Source organism: Streptomyces sp. AC555_RSS877 (assembly GCF_019049245.1).
Taxonomy (GTDB): domain Bacteria; phylum Actinomycetota; class Actinomycetes; order Streptomycetales; family Streptomycetaceae; genus Streptomyces.
Window position 1 is genome coordinate 1 of record NZ_JAGMUK010000060.1, and the last position, 15,974, is coordinate 15,974.

Genomic DNA, 15,974 nt, shown 5'->3' on the forward strand with positions numbered 1-15,974 from the left:
CTTTTGGCACGCTGTTGAGTTCTCAAGGAACGGACGCTTCCTTTGTACTCACCCTCTCGGGCTTTCCTCCGGGCGCTTCCCTTCGGTCTTGCGTTTCCAACTCTAGCAGTGATTTTCCGGCCCTCCGACCACCGTCCTGCGGGCATGCAGAAGTTGGCCCCGAGATAGGATCTGCCAAGTTGGGTGCTGCCGGGCAAGGACGCCAGGTGTGCGTCACTCAGCCCCGAGCAGGAGTACGACTGTACACGGGGCCGCAGAGCGGGTGCAAATCGATTGGAGATGTGGTCTAGACCTCCAATCGGGATCTCCCGTGCGTACCGGTACTTCGTATGACATACCCTGCTGATCAGCGCGCCGTCCGTGACATGCAGTGACGGTGTCCATATAGATCTCCACCCCTGGGAGGCTTCCCATGACCACCGTGACGTCCCCTCTTGCCGGACGCGCCATCGGACTGGCCGCGGTGCCCGATCCGGTCTTCTCCGGGGCCATGGTCGGCCCCGGCACGGCCATCGACCCTGTGCGTGAGCCTTCCGAGGCTGTCGCGCCCGTGGACGGAGTCATCGTCTCGCTGCACCCGCACGCTTTCGTCGTCGTCGACGAGACAGGACACGGTGTACTCACCCACCTCGGCATCGACACTGTGCAGCTCAACGGTCAGGGCTTCGAGTTGCTCGTGAACAAGGGCGACACCGTCACGCGTGGTCAGAGTGTGGTGCGCTGGAATCCGGCGGCGGTCGAGGCCGCCGGCAAGTCTCCGGTCTGCCCGATCGTGGCACTCGAGGCCACGGCCGAGGCGCTCGCCGAGCTCCGTGAGGACGGCGACGTGAAGTCCGGCGACAGTCTCTTCGTCTGGAAGTGACGCCGGCGCCGTCCGATGACGGCAAGTAGGGACAACCACCGCGGCGGCGGGACCCGCCGCACTATCGGGACGGGTGAGATGGAGACAACGCTGCGAGGCGTCGGCGTGAGCCATGGTGTGGCGATCGGCGAAGTTCGGCACATGGGAACGGCGGTGCTGGAACCGCCTGCCAAGCAGAGCCCACCGGAGGACGCGGGGCGTGAACAGGGGCGCGCCCGCAAAGCCGTCGAGGCTGTGGCGGCCGACCTGATGGCACGCGGCAACCTGGCCGGGGGTGAAGCCCAAGCGGTGCTTGAGGCGCAGGCCATGATGGCTCAGGACCCCGAGCTGATGGCGGACGTGGAGCGGCGTATCACCGTCGGGAGCACGGCCGAGCGTGCGGTGTACGACGCTTTCGCCGCTTACCGGGCCCTGCTCGCCGGAGCTGGTGAGTACCTGGCCGGTCGTGTGGCCGACCTCGATGACGTGCGGAATCGTATCGTCGCACGCCTGCTCGGGGTGCCTATGCCGGGTGTCCCGGACAGCGACGAGCCGTACGTCCTCATTGCGCGGGACCTCGCGCCGGCCGACACCGCGCTTCTGGACCCGACCCTGGTCCTCGGTTTCGTCACCGAGGAGGGCGGGCCGACCAGCCACAGTGCGATTCTCGCCCGTGCTCTCGGCGTACCGGCAGTGGTGGCGCTGCCCGGAGCGAGTGAGCTGGCCGAGGGCACGATGATCGCGGTGGATGGGAGCACCGGCGAGATCTTCGTGAACCCCACTGAGGAACGGAAGACGCAGATGGCGGCCGAGGCTGCCCAGCGCAAGGCCGCGCTGGCCGCCTCCACGGGGCCGGGCGTCACCTCCGACGGTCACAAGGTGCCGCTGCTGGCGAACATCGGCGGTCCGGCCGACGTGCCGGCGGCCGTCGAGGCCGGGGCGGAGGGTGTCGGTCTGTTCCGTACCGAGTTCCTGTTCCTCGACGACAGCAAGAACGCTCCGTCGGAGGAGAAGCAGGTCGACGCCTACCGTCAGGTGCTCGAGGCGTTCCCTGAGGGACGTGTCGTGGTGCGTGTGCTGGACGCGGGGGCGGACAAGCCGCTGGACTTCCTCACGCCGGCCGATGAGCCGAACCCTGCGTTGGGCGTGCGTGGCCTGCGGTCGCTGCTCGACCACCCGGATGTGCTCCGCACGCAGCTGACCGCGCTCGCCAAGGCTGCCGAGGGGCTGCCGGTGTACCTCGAGGTCATGGCTCCGATGGTGGCGGACCGTGCCGACGCGAGGGCGTTCGCGGACGCGTGCCGTGAAGCCGGACTGCGGGCGAAGTTCGGCGCGATGGTGGAGATCCCGTCGGCCGCGCTGCGGGCGCGCTCGATTCTGCAGGAGGTCGAGTTCCTGTCCCTGGGGACCAACGACCTCGCGCAGTACACCTTCGCCGCGGACCGTCAGGTGGGGGCAGTGTCCCGTCTGCAGGATCCGTGGCAGCCCGCGCTGCTCGACCTGGTCGCGCTGTCCGCCGACGCGGCGAAGGCCGAGGGCAAGAGCTGTGGGGTCTGCGGCGAGGCCGCGTCCGACCCGCTGCTCGCCTGTGTGCTGACCGGTCTGGGCGTCACCTCTCTTTCCATGGGTGCGGCGTCGATCCCTTATGTTCGGGCGACGCTGGCGAAGTACACGCTGGCGCAGTGTGAGCGGGCCGCGGCTGCCGCGCGGGCTTCGGACAGTGCTGAGGATGCGCGCACCGCGGCACAGGCCGTGTTGTCCGGCGAGTAGCAGTCGGCCCGGCCACCCTTGCCGTGTCGTGAGGGGCGCTCCACCTGCGGGTGGGGCGCCCCTCCTGCGTTCAGTGGTGGTGTCCCGGCGTCTGCCCCATGTCACCGAGCTCGGGCGGCACGCAGTAGTCGACGTCCGATTCCGGGGAGATGGGGTCACCGGAGTCGATGTCGGTGCAGTAGGCGTCGAAGACTTCTCCGGCAGTGAGGGGTTCGAGGCCCTCTCCCCGCATGCGCCAGCCGTAGATGCGGTCCGGGGCGCCAGGGGCGCTGGTGCGCATGACGAGGCCGCCAGGTCCGTGGGTGGCGAGGCCGAGGGCCAGGACGGTGGTGAATTCGAGGGCTTCGGCCTCGTCGAGGTGCGTGGTGCCGTCGCTCTCCTCCTCCGTGCGGAGAACGGACACGAGTGATTCCGGGGTGCCCGTGATGCTGCAGACGAGGTGTCGGTCTCCGCGCTCGGCTGTTTCGAGGATGCGGACGAGGAGGTGGGAGGCGCGGACGAAGGCTGCCCGGCCGATGTCCTCGCCGCAGGCGGCACAGGCGCCGAGGCGCGCCAGCAGGGTGCTCGCGTACTCCCAGGTCGCCTGCCGGACGGCTTCGTCGACGAGGGCCGGTACGAGGTCGGCCAGGGGCCGGCCGTCGTAGGGGATGGTCGGGCCCGTTGTCGCGAGGTCCGCTGTGAAGCGTGTGCGGCTGGACTGGACGTCCGGGTCGAGGCCCGCGGCCGTGCAGAATTCGGCGTACTCCTGTGGGTCGAAGAGGGCGACGGTGGTGTGGCTGCCCTGCGCGGCGCGGGTTTTGAGGAGGTCTTCGACTTGTCGCAGATAGGTCCTGTGGTCGTCGAAGGTGAAGCTGCGGTAGCGCCGCATGGCGCGGAAGTCGTGCTCGTCGGTCAGCAGGCCGATGGTGCCGGCGATTTCGCGGCGCAGGACGCGTCGCATGGTCTGGTGGTCGGTGTGCGCCATGGTTCCCCCTGTGTGCGCTCGATCAATGCTCACTCACAGTAATCGGCGGCACTGACAACGGTGTCCGCGTTGAGGTGGTCGCCCACGGCCTCGGGCTGGGGAGCTGTGGATCAGGCGTGTTTGTGGGCCAGGTCCTCGTAGAAGCGGAGCAGGTCGAGGTTGTCGATGGAGCCTGGGTTGATGGCCTTTTCCAAGGGGGTCCCCTGGAGCAGGCGCTTCACGGGGACCTCGATGCGTTTGCCGGTGAGGGTGTGCGGGATGCCGGGCACCTCGATGACCTCGTCGGGGACGTGGCGGGGGGAGAGCTGTTCGCGAATGGTCTGCTTGATGCGGTTCAGGAGGGTCTCGTCGAGGGTGGCTCCCGGGATCAGGTGCACGAAGAGAGGCATCCAGTAGCCGCCGTCGGGCTGTTCGATGCCGACGACGAGCGATTCCTTGATCTCGGGCAGGCGTTCGACGGCTTCGTAGATGTCGGCCGAGCCCATGCGGACGCCCTGGCGGTTGAGCGTCGAGTCGGAGCGGCCGTGGATGACGACCGAGCCGCGTGAGGTGACGGTGATCCAGTCGCCGTGGCGCCACACACCGGGATACGTGTCGAAGTAGCTGTCGTGGTAGCGGCTGCCGTCCGGGTCGTTCCAGAAGTGGATCGGCATGGACGGCATGGGGTTGGTGACGACGAGCTCGCCGACCTCGTCGATCAAGGGCTTTCCGCTCGGGTCCCAGGACTGCAGATCCGTGCCCAGTCCGGGGGCCTGGAGCTCACCGACGTACACGGGGAGGGTCGGGACGGCTCCGGCGAAGCAGGAGCAGACGTCCGTGCCGCCGCTGACGGACGCGATCCACAGGTCCTCGCGGACCTCGTCGTGCAGCCAGCGGAAGCCGTCGGGCGGCAGGGGCGAGCCGGTGGTGGCGACGCACCGCACGCTGGAGAGGTCGTGGTCGCGGCCGGGGTGCACGCCGGCCTTGCGGCAGGCCATGACGTACGCGGCCGAGGTGCCGTAGAGGGTGGCTTGCGTGCGTTCGGCGACCCGCCACTGGGCGCCTGTGTCCGGGTAGCCGGGGCTGCCGTCGTAGAGGACGATCGTGGTGCCCGTGAGGAGGCCGGAGACGAGAAAGTTCCACATCATCCAGCCGGTGGACGTGTACCAGAAGAAGCGGTCCTCGGGGCCCAGGTCGCAGTGCAGGCCGAGCTGCTTGAGGTGCTCCACGAGGATGCCGCCCTGGGACTGGACGATGGCCTTGGGCAGGCCGGTCGTGCCCGAGGAGTAGAGCACCCAGAGGGGGTGGTCGAAGGGGACCTGCTCGAAGACGGGCTCCGTGTCGGCGGCCGTCAGGGCCGACCACTCCAGGGCGCCTTCGGGGGCCTCGGTGCCGAGGAGGGGGATGTGGACGACGGCGCGCAGGGTGGGCAGTTCGCGACGCAGCTCGGCGACCGTGTCGCGGCGGTCGTGCTCCTTGCCGCCGTAGCGGTAGCCGTCGACGGTGAAGAGGATCACCGGTTCCACCTGCTGGAAGCGGTCCAGGACGCTGCGGGCGCCGAAGTCGGGGGCGCAGGAGGTCCACACTCCGCCTACGGCGGCGGTGGCCAGGAGGGCGACGACGGCCTGCGGAATGTTGGGGAGGTAGCCGCTGACGCGGTCACCGGGGCGAACTCCGAGCGTGCGCAGCTCGGCGGCCAGGGCGCCGACCTGACGGCGCAGTTCGGACCAGGTCACGGGGACAGGGTCGTGGGTTTCGTCGACGTGGAGGAGGGCCGGTTCGTCCGCGCGGGTCTCGGCGGCCCGCAGGGCGTGCTCGGCGTAGTTCACGGTCGCTCCGGGGAACCACCGGGCGCCGGGCATCGAGCGGTCCCCGAGCACGCGCGCGTAGGGGGTCGAGAACCGTACGTCGAACCACTCCGTGACGGCTTTCCAGAACGTGTCGAGCTCGTCGACGGACCAGCGGTGCAGCGCGGGGTAGCCGCCCTTTGAAGGGGCGCCGTGGCGTTCCGCCGCCCAGGTCTGGAATCTGGTGACCTGTGCATGGGCGATGCGTTCCGGATCGGGCTGCCAGAGCGGCTGGGGGTTCATGGTCGGCATGGGGCGGCTCCCGGACTGTGCGCGTCGTGTGCGTCCTCCGCGCACGGGCTGGGTGTGCGCGTGACGCGGCTGACACGGACGATGCCATGTGATCAATTCCAACACCAGGGTGTGCCCCACATAGTCCGTGTCGTGAAGATGTGGTCCCTGCACGAGTGAACGGCAGTTGAACGAGACGCATATGTGGGCCGGTCGATGGCAGGCTGAGCAGCATGGACGGTCGTGACCTGGTGCGTTCGGTGAAGGCAGTCGGTTCGGCGGGGGCGGCCCAGGGGTTGCGTACCGTGCGAGCCGCGTGGCGCAGGAGGCGTGCCGATGCCTCCGGGCTGCCGCTGCGGGGGTCCGAACGGGCTCGGGTGCCCGGGCCCGTGCGGGACGTGGAGCCGGGTCCGGGGGGCGGTCTTCTCCGGTTCAGCCGCTCCGAGCTGCGGATCACCGTCGCCGCGAACGGAGCCGTGTTCTGGGGCTGGGACGGGGCCGGTCCCGAGCCGTCGTACGCGCTCGCCGACCGGTGTCCGGAGCCGGACCCGCGGGCGCTGCTGGAACCGGACAAGGACGGCGGCTGGCGGGTCGTGGCCGAGCGGGTGACGGTCGTCGTCTCGCGGCACGGCGCGATCGAGGTGCTCACGCCCGGAGGAGTGACGCTGCGCCGGGATCTGCCGCCCCGGTGGTGGGATCCGGTCGGCGGCGGGCCGGCTCGGTGGATGCAGCGCTCGGAGGTGGCCTCGGACGCACGGTTCTTCGGACTCGGCGGGCGTGCTTCGGGGCCCCGGCTGCGGGACGGGGCGTACCGGCTGTGGAACACGGATCCGGGCCGGCCGTTCGGCCCGGGCGACGATCCGCTGTACGTGACGATGCCGGTGCAGCTGGTGGTGGCCGACGCGGGCACGCATCTGGTGTTCCACGACACCTCGTGGGACGGCACGGTCACGCTGCGGGAGGGCGAGGAGGGCGCCGGGTCCGGTCATGACCGGGCAGGCACGTGCGATCTGCGGATGGACGGGGGGCCGCTGCGTTCCTGGGTGGTGGTGGGCACCCCCGCGCGCGTGCTGCTCGCCTGGGCCTCGCTCACCGGGGCGCCGGCGCTGCCGCCGGTCTGGGCGCTCGGTCACCATCACGCGCGGTGGGGCTTCGGTGATGAGCAGGAGGTCCGGCGGATCGTTTCGGGCTATCAGGAGCGGGGGCTGCCCCTCGACGCGGTCCATCTGGACATCGACCACTACGACGCGCACCAGGTGTTCACCGTCGATCAGGATCGTTTCCCCAAGTTGCCGGTGCTGGCCGAGGAGTTGCGGCGGGACGGGATCCGGCTGGTGTCGATCGTCGATCCCGCCGTCAAGGCCGAGCCGGGCAACACCGTGTTCGACAGTGGGACGGCCGAGGACGCGTTCGTGCGGGACGCAGGCGGACGGCTCGTGCGCAGTGTCGTGTGGCCTGGGGAGGCCGCCCATCCGGACTTCACACACGCGCGCGTGCGTCAGTGGTGGGGGCGCCTCTATGAGGAACGGCTCGCGCAGGGCTTCTCGGGGTTCTGGCACGACATGAACGAACCCACCTCGTTCACGGCGTTCGGCGAGTCCACGTTGCCGCGGTCGGCCAGACATTTCCTGGAGGGGCGGGGCGGGGACCATCGTGAGGCGCACAACGTGTACGCGCTGTGCATGACCCGGGCGGGATACGAGGGGCTGCGCGAACTGGCCCCCCAGGAGCGTCCTTTCGTCTTCTCGCGCTCCGGCTGGGCGGGGATGCAGCGCTACGGCGGGGCGTGGTCCGGCGATGTCGCCACGGGCTGGCCGGGGCTGCGGGCGTCACTGTCGCTGGTCATGGGGCTGGGGCTGTGCGGGGTGCCGTATTCCGGGCCGGACGTGGGAGGCTTCGACGGGAGCCCGTCGCCCGAGCTCTATCTGAGATGGTTCCAGCTGGGCGCGTATCTGCCGCTCTTCCGCACGCATGCGAGTCTGCGGGCCGGACGCCGGGAGCCGTGGGAGTTCGGTGCGGAGGTGCTGGAGCACGCGCGCGTGGCCCTGGTCGAACGCCGTCGCCTGCTGCCGTATTTCGTGACGCTCGCGCATCTGGCCCGCCATACGGGGGCTCCCTATGTGCGCCCCCTGTGGTGGTCGGCGCCCGAGGACCGGGCGCTGCGGGACTGTGAGGACGCGTTCGTGCTGGGCGACTGCCTGCTGGTGGCGCCGGTGCTCGATCCGGGCGCGGACCGGCGCGCCGTGCGATTGCCGCGGGGGCGCTGGTACGACACGGCTACGGGGCGGGCCTACGAGGGGCCGGCGCAGGTCCTCGTGGACGCTCCGCTGTCTCGGATACCCGTGCTCGCGCGGGCGGGCGCCGTCATCCCGGTGCGTGGCGACGACGGCGGGCTGGAACTGGAGGTCTGGGCGCCCGCCCGGGGACGTACCGGGGGCGGGCTGGTGGTGCCGGACGGGGGTGACGGCTGGGAGGAGCCGGAGATCGAGCGTTATGTCACTCGCTGGGAGGGCTCACGGGTGGTCGTCGAGCGGGAGGGTGAGGACGGCGTGAGCGAGCCGCCTCACCCGGTGCGCGTACGAGGGCTGCAGACAGGCTGAGGTCAGAGGTACCGGCCCTCGAACCATGCCCGGACGGCCAGCGTGTGCAGGGGGAAGGCGAGCTCCTCCGGCCGTCGCAGGAGGTGCCAGCCTTCTGTCTCGTCCGTGGCCTCGGAGGGCCCGAGGCCGTCGGCCGGGCGGTCCGGCAGAGCACCGAACAGCAGGAGGTGCCCGTCGGGCGAGCTCAGCGCGTCGACGAGTCGTACGTCGCGGCTCGCCGCGTCGATGCCGGTCTCCTCCTTGAGTTCACGGACGAGGGCGTGCCGCCAGTCCTCGCGGTCGTCGATGTAGCCGCCTGGCAACGCGATGCCTCCGCGCGCGGGGGCGACGGTCCGGGTGATGACCACCAGAGCGGAGCCCTGGGTGTCGTACACGGGCTGGAGGGCCACCGCGACGGGGAGCGGGTTGCGGTAGGCGACGGTCGTGCAGGCCGGACAGGTGCGGGGCCAGCCGGAGACGCCCGCTCCGTAGGGAGCTCCACAGGCGGAACAGTGGGAGCCGGGCGGGGAGTTGGGGATGGAGTGCTGAGTTTCGGACACGCGGCGGACTGTATCCGATCATCGGAAGAGCGTCTTCCGGAGGTGGCCTCATTGCGGTCGGTCGGGGTTCAACGGCTGTTGGTCAGCGACTTCGCGGACACCGGGAAGTCGAAGTAGGTGTCCGGACAGGGCTCGGGCTTGTAGGTGTAGTGCCACCACTCCTCGGCGAGGTTCACGAAGCCGAGGCTCTCCAGGGTGCTCTTGAGGAGCAGCCGGTTGGTCCGCTGTTCGCCCTGGATGCGCGGGTCGAGGGTGTGCGAGAGGGTGTCGAAGCAGTCGAAGCCGGTGCCCATGTCGACGGAGTTGTCCGGGAAACGCTCGTCCTTGGGGGCGTAACAGGGCACCAGGGACTCCCCCGGGACGTACGGCCTGGTCGGCTTCGCGGGGAGCTTCACGATCGTGAGGTCCATGGTCGAGCCGCGGCTGTGACCGGATTTCTCGGCGATGTAACCGTCCTCGAACAGTCGGGTCTTGTCGACGTCCGGGTAGAACTCGCTCTTCATGGCCTCGTCGTCGAGGTCCTTCGCCCAGCGCACGAAGTGGTCCACGGCGTGCTGCGGCCGGTAGCAGTCGTACACCTTGAGGGTGTAGCCCTGGCGCAGGAGGTTCACCTGTGCCTGGTGGAGTGCTTCGGCGGCGGGGCGGGTGAGGATGCACAGCGGTTGGCGGTAGCCGTCGATGCGCTCGCCGACGAAGTTGTGCGGGGTGAAGTAACGCATCTCCTGGAGGATCGTCGGGTCCACGGTTCTCAGGGCCACGAAGTTCTCCGGCGCCTTCGGGTCGGTGCTCGCCCCGGCCGTGGCGGAGGCGGTGGCCACGGCCAGCAGGGCGGCGCACAGGGTGACCAGCCCGCGCAGTGTGCTCGTCAGTCGTGTCATGTCTCCTGCGTCTATCAGGAGTGTGTTCCGCAGGGGAAGCGATCGGATGCGGTCCGCCTCCACAGGAGCACTGCGACGGCGGCCTGCCCATGCGGCGCCGCCCGTGGCACACTTCTGACGTTCCGTCAGATCTGGTGTCGGGGAGGGACCTTGTCGCTTACTCATACGCCTGTGGTCGAGGGGTGGTTCGCCGGCGACGGGGACGACTTCAGGTTGCTCGGCACGCGTTGCCGCGCATGCGCTTCGGTGTTCTTCCCCCGCGAGGACAACCACTGCCGCAATCCCGGGTGTACCGGCGGCGCCCTGGAGGCGGTTCCGCTCTCCCGGCGCGGACGCATCTGGTCGTACACGGACAGCCAGTACCGGCCTCCGTCACCCTATGTGACCGATCCGGAACTTCCGTGGGAGCCGTGCACGTTGATCGCTGTGGAGCTGGAGGCAGAGCGGATGGTGGTGCTGGGGCAGGCGGTTCCCGGGGTCACCGTCGGTGATCTGGCGGTGGGTATGGAGGTGGAGGTCGTGCCCGGGGTGCTCCATGAGGACGCGGAGACCATCTGGACGACCTGGCAGTGGCGGCCGACGGGGGTGACGGAGTGACAGGTGAGGTGGCGGTGCTCGGCGCGGGCATGCACCCGTGGGGCAAATGGGGGCGCGGCTTCGTCGGGTACGGAGTGGTGGCGGCCCGCGCGGCGCTTGCCGACGCCGGGCTGGAGTGGCGGGACGTCGGCTCGATCGTCGGCGCGGACACCGTGCGCGGGGGCTACCCGGGATATGTGGCGGGGGCGACGTTCGCGAAGGCGCTGGGCTGGCAGGGGGCCCGGGTCATGAGCGTGTACGCGGCGTGCGCGTCTGGGGCGCAGGCCGTCGACGTCGCGCGCGGGCAGATACTGTCCGGTCTCGCGGAAGTGGTGCTCGTGGTCGGCGCCGATGCCGCGCCAAAGGGGTTCTTCCGGCCGGCGGGCGGAGACCGGCCCGATGATCCGGACTGGCTGCGCTTCCGGGTCCTCGGAGCGACCAACCCCACCTACTTCGGGCTGTACGCGCGCCGACGGATGGCCGTACACGGCGACACCACGCAGGACTTCGCGCAGGTCAAGGTGAAGAACTCCGCCCTGGGCGCACTCAATCCGCATGCCCGCTACCGCAAGCGGGTCACCGCCGAGGAGGTCGCCGCCTCCGCCGTGGTCGCCGATCCGCTGCGGCTGCTCGACATCTGCGCGACCTCCGATGGCGGCGCAGCCGTGGTGCTGTCCAGCATGGATTTCGCGCGCCGTCACGGGGTGGCCGATCCGGTGCGGATCCGGGCCGTGTCCACGGTGACGCCGCGGTACCCCAACACCGTGCTGGATCTGCCGGACATCGCGACGGACTCCGCGGTGGCCGCCGAACCCGCCGCCGAGACCTTCCGGGCGTCCCTGGCCCGGGCGGCCTACGAGGAGGCCGGCATCGGGCCCGAGGATGTCTCCCTCGCCGAGGTGTACGACCTTTCCACCGCGCTGGAGTTGCAGTGGTACGAGGATCTGGGGCTGTGCGGGGAGGGCGAGGGGGCGAAGCTGCTGCGGGAGGGGGCGACGACCCTGGGCGGGCGCATACCGGTCAACACGAGCGGCGGGCTGGCCTCCTTCGGGGAGGCCGTGCCGGCGCAGGCGATCGCCCAGGTCTGCGAGGTGACCTGGCAGTTGAGGGGGGTGGCGGGTGACCGGCAGGTCGCGGGCGCACGTGTGGGGATCACGGTGAACCAGGGCTTGTTCGGGCACGGTTCGGCGGTGATCGCGGTGCGGTGAGCGGCGAGCGGGCCGGAGTCCGGGCGGCCATCAGCGAGCCACAGTGGATGCAAGGGCTTTCCCGTACGCTGCGTGACCGCCCGGGAATGCTGCGTGAACGTCTCATGAACTGGGCCTGGGCGTGCGCCGACGACGCCATCATGCTCCCGTGCACTCCTGGATGGATACTCTCCGCTTCGCCTTCCAGCCGGTGATCAATCTGACGACCGGCGGGGTCGCGGGTCTGGAGATACTCGCCCGCCCGGAGACCGGGGACATTCTGGCCGAGGCCCGTCGTGACCCCGAACTCGACGGCCGACTCGCGGTGTTGGCGGTGCGTTCGGCGGTTCGCAGGGAGACGCTGCTGCCGCTGCACGTCAACGTGTTCGCCGGCACGCTCGCCGACCTCGGCGGACTCACGCCGCTGCACGACGCCGTGCGCCAGGCGGGGCGACTGCCGTGGGAGGTGACGATCGACGTCGGCCCGCCGTACATCCACGTACCGCAGCAAGCGCTGCTGGAGGCGGTGGCCGGGCTGCGCCGGCAGGGGTTCCGGATCAGCGCGGACGGCGTCGGTGACGGGGACGTACCCCTGCGGCTGCTCACCGATATCGGGCCCGACCTGGTGAAGCTCGACGCGTCGCTGCTGGCGCGGCCGGCTGCGGTGCGGGCGATGCGGACCCTGTGCGACGAGGTGGGTGCGTTGCTGTGCGTCGAGGGGGTGGAGACCGAGGCGCAGTGCGCCGGGGCGCTGGCGGCCGGTGCGCAGCTCGCGCAGGGCGAGTTGTTCGCGCCACCGTCCAGGCTGCCGGTCGCGGAGGTCTACGTCCCGCCCCGCTCCCCCGAGGTCGTCGGGGCGCCGCGTTCGGGGCCGACGGTGCGGGAGTTCGTACGGCCCGCCGCGCTGCTGCCCGTCACCGCGTCCGCGAGCCAGGTGCGGGCGCTGCTGACGGGGTCGCCGGACGTGTCCGGCGTGCTGCTCGTGGACCAGGACGGGGTGCCGGTGCGGTCGGTGCACAGGTCCCGCTTCCTGCTGTCCATGTCGGGGCGTTACGGCCATGCCCTGTACGCCGACCGGCCCGCCGCCAAGCTCGGCGACCCGCCCAGGACGGTGGGCGTCGACGCCACCGCGTGGGAGGTCCTGGACGTGCTGGCGGTCGGCGACCGGGACCGTACGTCGGACGACGTGGCGGTCGTCGACCGGTACGGCCGGTGCGTGGGCGTCGTACGGCTCGCGGACCTGGTCCGGGCGCTAGCCGAGAGCCGGGTCGAGGAGGCGGCCGGGCTCAATCCGCTGACCCGGCTGCCCGGTTCGGACGCGATCACCGGCGAGGTGGACCGGCGGATCGCGGACGGGCGGACGTTCGCGTTGAGTTGGCTGGACGTGGACCACTTCAAGCAGGTCAACGACGGGGCCGGCTTCGCGGCCGGCGACGAGCTGATCCGGTCCGTGGGGCGGGCACTGCTGCACGCCGTGTCCGGCAGTGCCCGGGTGGGCCACATCGGCGGGGACGACTTCCTGGTGCTCGCCGATCCGGACGGGCTGGAACCGCTGGCCGCCTCCGTGCTGGACGTCCCCTGGTCGGCGGGCGGGCGTGCCGTCACGCTGTCCCTGGCCACGGTGCTGTGCGTGCCGGGCAGTGTGACGGACCACCGGGAAGCGGCGGCCTGTCTGGCACCGCTGAAAGGGGCCGCGAAGTCGCTGGACGGGGCGAGTTGGGTGGTGGGGCGCGCCGGGATGCCGGGGCACGAGATCCGTCGGGGGGCGGGTGTGACGGCTGTGCGAGCGGTGTAGGTGAGGGGGAGCGGGGGCGGTCGGCGGCGTGTGGGAGGCGGGCGGGCAGTCGGTGGCCGCATGCCCCTCAACCGTTGTCGTCGGCGACCTTGACGCTCTCGGGGCGCCGGTGAACACTTCCGGTGTCAGTCGACATCGCCGTACATTCTCGGCGTATTCAGGCACTGCGCTGCGCGGGCCCATCCGAGCCGAGGCCCGAACCCCGTGGGCGATTCGGCTGCGACGGCACGCTCGTCGCGGACGCCGGGCGGGGCGCGGGACTCTCCCTGCCCTCGGCAGTTCGCCAAGGGAACCGCATCCTGCACGGAGGGCCGGGGCCGCTCGTCACGGGCCCACGGCCCAGGGCCTAGGAGCCGCCATGAGCAACGGAGACATTTTCGTCGGCGAGATCATCGGTACCGCGATCCTGATCCTGTTCGGTGCCGGCGTCTGCGCCGCCGTCACCCTGAGATATTCCAAGGCGAGAGCCTCGGGATGGATCGTGATCGCCTTCGGCTGGGGATTCGGTGTGCTGGCGGGCGCGTACACCGCCGCTCCCCTGTCCGGCGGGCACCTCAACCCGGCCGTCACGCTGGGCATCGCCGTGGACACCGGCGAGTGGGGCAAGGTCTGGGTCTATCTGCTGGGCCAGATGGTGGGCGCCATGCTCGGCGCCGTCCTGTGCTATCTCACGTACTTCGCCCAGTTCCAGGCCAACGTCCGGGAGACGGGGACCACCGAGGGCACGGCGGAAGAACCGCTGCCGACGCTCGGCATCTTCTCCACCATCCCGGAGATCCGGAACCCGGTCGCCAACCTGGTCACGGAGATCATCGCCACCGTCGCGCTCGTCCTGCCGATCCTCGCCTTCGGGCTGACCACAGGACTCGGTGAGTCCGGAACCCTCGTGCTGATCGTCTCGCTGCTGGTCGTCGGCATCGGTCTGTCCCTCGGCGGGCCCACCGGCTATGCCATCAACCCGGCGCGCGACCTCGGCCCGCGCCTCGTGCACACCTTGCTGCCGATCCCGAACAAGGGCGGCTCCGACTGGGGTTACGCCTGGATCCCGGTCGTCGGCCCGCTGATCGGCGGAGCGCTCGCGGGCCTCATCTACAACGCAGCCTTCTGAGCGGTTTCCGGATGGAGCAGCTTCCGAACCAGCAACCGCCGAACAGCTTCGAGCAGCATCCTGAATCCCAGCCCAAGGGGTAGCCATGACGGACAACGCCGCGAAGTACGTCGCCGCAATCGACCAGGGCACCACCTCCAGCCGCTGCATCGTCTTCGACCACGACGGCGCGATCGTCGCCGTCGACCAGCGTGAGCACCGCCAGATCTTCCCCAAGCCGGGCTGGGTGGAGCACGACGCCACCGAGATCTGGTCCAAGGTGCAGGCGGTGGTCGCCGGGGCGATCGCCAAGGCCGGTCTGCGCGCCGACCAGCTCAGCGCGCTCGGCATCACCAACCAGCGCGAGACGACGGTCCTGTGGGACCGCGCCACCGGCAAGCCGGTGCACAACGCGATCGTGTGGCAGGACACGCGTACGGCCGCGCTGTGCAGCCAACTGGGCGGCCCGGACGGGCAGGACCGTTTCCGCGAGCAGACGGGGCTGCCGCTGGCCAGCTACTTCTCGGGGCCCAAGGCGGCCTGGCTGCTCGACAACGTGCCCGGCCTCAGGACGCGTGCCGAGCGCGGTGAGATCGCCTTCGGCACGATCGACTCCTGGCTGATCTGGAACCTCACCGGCGGCACCGACGGCGGACGGCACGTCACCGATGTGACCAACGCCGGGCGGACCATGCTGATGAACCTGGAGACCCTCCAGTGGGACGCCGCCATCCTGTCCGCGATGAACGTGCCCGAGGCCGTCCTGCCCGAGATCAGGTCGTCCGCCGAGGTGTACGGCACGGCGGTGGGCCAGCTCGCGGGCGTGCCGGTCGCCTCGGCGCTCGGCGACCAGCAGGCGGCGGTGTTCGGTCAGGCCTGCTACGACGTGGGCACGGCGAAGAACACGTACGGCACGGGCAGCTTCCTGCTGCTCAACACGGGCAACCGGCCGGTGCCCTCGAAGAACGGCCTGCTGACGACGATGGGATACAAGATCGGCACTGAGGCGCCGGTGTACTGCCTGGAGGGGTCGATCGCCATCACGGGGGCGCTGGTTCAGTGGTTCCGGGACCAGCTCGGCATCATCCGTACCGCCGACGAGATCGAGCCGCTGGCGGCGAGCGTCGAGGACAACGGCGGTGCGTACATCGTGCCCGCCTTCTCCGGCCTGTACGCGCCGTACTGGCGGTCCGACGCCCGCGGTGTCGTCACCGGGCTCACCCGGTACGTCACCAAGGCGCACCTGGCCCGCGCGGTGCTGGAGGCGACGAGCTGGCAGACGCGGGAGGTCGTGGACGCCATGTTCCAGGACTCCGGGGTGCAGATCACCACCCTGAAGGTGGACGGTGGCATGACGAAGAACAACCTGCTCATGCAGCACCAGGCGGACGTGCTCGGCGTGCCGGTGATCCGGCCCAAGGTGTCCGAGACGACCTGTCTGGGCGCCGCGTACGCGGCCGGCCTCGCCACCGGTGTGTGGAACGACCTGGACGAGCTCAAGACGCACTGGCAGAAGGACGTCGAGTGGACGCCCGCCATGGAGGCGTCGGCCCGCGACCGTGAATACCACAACTGGCGCAAGGCCGTTGAGAAGAGCTTCGGCTGGCTGGAGGACGAGAACTGAGGGCACGCGCGCGTGGACGACGATTAGGCCCACGCGCGCGTGCGTCCCCCCCGTGG

General features: G+C 70.4%; 12 protein-coding genes. 8 read left to right on the forward strand and 4 right to left on the reverse strand.

Features of this window, described 5'->3' with window-relative positions:
• Positions 1-412 precede the first annotated feature (412 nt).
• Positions 413-862 carry a PTS glucose transporter subunit IIA gene (locus KUM49_RS26775; RefSeq protein ID WP_217239520.1) on the forward strand — a complete coding sequence of 150 codons (450 nt, stop codon included), beginning with the start codon at positions 413-415 and terminating at the stop codon, positions 860-862.
• A gap of 78 nt (positions 863-940) precedes the next feature.
• Entirely contained in the window at positions 941-2,611 is a 1,671-nt protein-coding gene (ptsP, locus tag KUM49_RS26780; RefSeq protein ID WP_217239521.1) for a phosphoenolpyruvate--protein phosphotransferase, read from the forward strand.
• 70 nt (positions 2,612-2,681) lie between these two features.
• Here ptsP and KUM49_RS26785 read toward each other — a convergent pair whose 3' ends face one another.
• Together KUM49_RS26785 and KUM49_RS26790 are read right to left on the reverse strand one after the other, a co-directional pair.
• Complete coding sequence (locus KUM49_RS26785) at positions 2,682-3,575, reverse strand: hypothetical protein (protein WP_217239522.1); 894 nt, start codon at positions 3,573-3,575, stop codon at positions 2,682-2,684.
• Between the two features lie 110 nt (positions 3,576-3,685).
• Positions 3,686-5,653, reverse strand: a complete 1,968-nt coding sequence (locus KUM49_RS26790; RefSeq protein ID WP_217239523.1) for an acetoacetate--CoA ligase — start codon at positions 5,651-5,653, stop codon at positions 3,686-3,688.
• 212 nt (positions 5,654-5,865) lie between these two features.
• Between KUM49_RS26790 and KUM49_RS26795 the strand changes: the two genes are divergently transcribed.
• Positions 5,866-8,232 carry a TIM-barrel domain-containing protein gene (locus KUM49_RS26795; protein ID WP_217239524.1) on the forward strand — a complete coding sequence of 789 codons (2,367 nt, stop codon included), beginning with the start codon at positions 5,866-5,868 and terminating at the stop codon, positions 8,230-8,232.
• A 2-nt stretch (positions 8,233-8,234) separates the two neighbouring features.
• Here KUM49_RS26795 and KUM49_RS26800 read toward each other — a convergent pair whose 3' ends face one another.
• Entirely contained in the window at positions 8,235-8,771 is a 537-nt protein-coding gene (locus tag KUM49_RS26800) for an NUDIX domain-containing protein (protein WP_217239525.1), read from the reverse strand.
• A gap of 68 nt (positions 8,772-8,839) precedes the next feature.
• Complete coding sequence (locus KUM49_RS26805; RefSeq protein WP_217239526.1) at positions 8,840-9,649, reverse strand: M15 family metallopeptidase; 810 nt, start codon at positions 9,647-9,649, stop codon at positions 8,840-8,842.
• A 171-nt stretch (positions 9,650-9,820) separates the two neighbouring features.
• Between KUM49_RS26805 and KUM49_RS26810 the strand changes: the two genes are divergently transcribed.
• From KUM49_RS26810 to glpK, 5 genes are all read left to right on the forward strand, one after another.
• A complete protein-coding gene (locus tag KUM49_RS26810) occupies positions 9,821-10,246 on the forward strand; it encodes a Zn-ribbon domain-containing OB-fold protein (protein ID WP_217239772.1) in 426 nt (141 codons plus the stop codon).
• Entirely contained in the window at positions 10,243-11,433 is a 1,191-nt protein-coding gene (locus KUM49_RS26815) for a lipid-transfer protein (RefSeq protein ID WP_217239527.1), read from the forward strand. Before KUM49_RS26810 ends, KUM49_RS26815 begins: the two co-directional genes overlap by 4 nt.
• A gap of 148 nt (positions 11,434-11,581) precedes the next feature.
• Positions 11,582-13,207, forward strand: a complete 1,626-nt coding sequence (locus tag KUM49_RS26820) for a GGDEF domain-containing protein (RefSeq protein WP_217239528.1) — start codon at positions 11,582-11,584, stop codon at positions 13,205-13,207.
• A gap of 358 nt (positions 13,208-13,565) precedes the next feature.
• Positions 13,566-14,315, forward strand: a complete 750-nt coding sequence (locus tag KUM49_RS26825) for an MIP/aquaporin family protein (RefSeq protein WP_217239529.1) — start codon at positions 13,566-13,568, stop codon at positions 14,313-14,315.
• 85 nt (positions 14,316-14,400) lie between these two features.
• On the forward strand, positions 14,401-15,918 hold the full coding sequence (gene glpK / locus KUM49_RS26830; protein ID WP_217239530.1) for a glycerol kinase GlpK: 1,518 nt from the start codon (positions 14,401-14,403) through the stop codon (positions 15,916-15,918).
• The last annotated feature ends 56 nt before the right edge of the window (positions 15,919-15,974 follow it).